Annotated in this window: 1 protein-coding gene; it reads right to left on the reverse strand. The window is 36.8% G+C overall.

Annotation, left to right across the window (positions count from 1 at the left end; all coding sequences use genetic code 11):
- Positions 1–14: 14 nt before the first annotated feature.
- A partial coding sequence (locus FDW96_RS12440; protein ID WP_212732884.1) for a hypothetical protein occupies positions 15–269 on the reverse strand: 255 nt, incomplete at its 5' end.

Below are 269 nucleotides of genomic sequence, written 5' to 3' on the forward strand. Positions count from 1 at the left end.
TATTAGTTTGTCGGTCATTTTTCGCACTCGTCAAATAAACTCATCTGTTCTTTCTTTTCTTCTGTGAGTGGAATCCAGTCAGGAAATTTACTTTCAATATGTTCAATTGCCTGTTCCGTCCATTCATGAATCCCTAAAAATTCCATTGCATCTTTGCTGTGAGGGATAACATTTATCTCTGAGAAACCAATCGGATTATTAGCACTGTTTTGAATGAAATAAACTTGCTTCACGGCCATTTCCAATGCATCACCATGAATGATTACACC

The sequence above is a fragment of the Citrobacter sp. TBCS-15 genome, assembly GCF_005280815.1.
Classification (GTDB): Bacteria; Pseudomonadota; Gammaproteobacteria; order Enterobacterales; family Enterobacteriaceae; genus Citrobacter; species Citrobacter werkmanii.